The 1,794-nt window shown below is 35.5% G+C and carries 1 protein-coding gene; it reads left to right on the top strand.

All coding sequences use genetic code 11. The annotated features are described in order from the left end of the window. Nucleotides 1-542 precede the first annotated feature (542 nt). A complete protein-coding gene (locus ACKI2P_RS05470; protein WP_407375756.1) occupies nt 543-1,094 on the top strand; it encodes a hypothetical protein in 552 nt (183 codons plus the stop codon). Nucleotides 1,095-1,794: the final 700 nt, after the last annotated feature.

Here is a 1,794-nt window from a genome sequence, read left to right as displayed (position 1 = left end):
CATGAAGTGATAAAGCTGCTTATCAGAAAAGCAGCCAACAAAAGCGAAAGTGTTTTCATACAATTATTTAGTCTTTAATCTATTTAACGCAAAAGTACCGACTATGTTTTTCTTATGCAAGGTCTTTTGGCAAATTATGGTAATCTATTGGTTTCGTTTTCTTAATTGAGCTTATTTTGATTATGATTTGTTTGTTGAATTAGATAGAACAACATATATTTGTTATCCAATATAATCATAATTGTATGAAGGGAAGAATTGTTACGTTTCTACTGATGTATTCTTTTGCTTTTAATATTTGGGCACAAGAAGACACTTTGCGTATTGTTCGGGATAGTTTACGAATGATGCAAGAAACATCAGGTGAAATGTCGATCGTTCCACTTTTATTTCCTGCAAACGAACCGATGAATCTATCTTTGCAGAAAACACTTCCATCAGATTCTTCCATTACGTTTCATTTCCAAAAACCTTCGTTGATGATTCCTTATTATACCAATCCTTCTCCTATGTTCAAGGGGGATTTTGATACCAATGGAGTCTTGTTTACTCATCGGTATGGAATGCTGATGGGAGCCGGGAATCAAAAGAGTCTTCCTGGAATTGGACGAAGTAATGATGTTTCATTGACGTATGTCCATTTTTTAAGTCCTCGATGGACATTTTCGGTAGGAATAGATGTCAATAAGATGCACATGAGTTATTTCACGGGTCAATCGTTTGGAACGTCAGGAACTCTTTCTTATCAGGCAAACGACCGTTTAACATTCAATGTCTTCGGTGGATACCATTCAGGATATGTGCCTGGTGGACAGAACTATCACTTTGGAGGGACAATAGGTATGGAAGTATCCGAACGTTTTGGAATGGAAATGGGGGTACAACGTCATTATAATCCGCTTCGAGGTGGTTGGGAAACCATACCCATTGCCGTGCCTTATTTCAAATTCAATAATGGAGCAAAATTTGGTTTGGATGTAGGCGGATTGCTTTATGAAATATTCCGTGACAATTCTTTTAAAAGAGAGATAAGAAATGGTAATTTCTCGAATCCTACTATTGCTCCGTATCGTCCGAGGATTGAAATTAGATGATTAAATAAAAGAATAAAAATGATTTTTACATTATCAGGAAGTTCAGACTCTCTGATCATCAACGTATTACACAGCCGTTCCCAACTGAAGTTCCTAAATTTCACCTATTGCGAAAAAATTCCTTTTAGTACCATTCATCATTTCTTTTCGTTTGTCTCAAACTTCTTTCAAAATTCCTGGATAAAACATGGAAAGACAAGAATATAAACTTGTTTTCGACTGCATCTATAACTTAATCTGTGTCACGGATTAACCAAACCGTGACTAAAATCAGCTGATTTGTGTCTTAGTTTAACCGATTCGTGACACGGATTAAAGAATGTGTCGGCTTCTTTGTTACTTTGCGAATAGAAAAAGAATAATTCATAAATAGATACATCCTATAATTTTGAGGACAAGAATATATACAATTTTACCAAATCAATGTTTTTTAGATTTCCCGACTGAAATTCAGTCGGGAACTGCAGTGTAACTTATTGATTCATAATACATCTGAAGTTCTTGAAGAAGAAAAAACATTTTTTGTGAAATCAATGAAAGATAATCATTACCTTTGTTCCAATACTCAGTCAGAACAAAAAATGATGGAAACAAGAACAACATCCAATCGAATCACTGAATTGCGTCCGGGTGAAATATTTGTCTTCGGGAGCAATCTGCAAGGAGCACATGGTGGTGGAGCCGCTTATTTGGCATATAT

The organism is Methanobrevibacter sp. (assembly GCF_045541095.1).
Lineage (GTDB): Archaea > Methanobacteriota > Methanobacteria > Methanobacteriales > Methanobacteriaceae > Methanocatella.
This window is presented reverse-complemented; position numbering and strand designations above follow the sequence as displayed.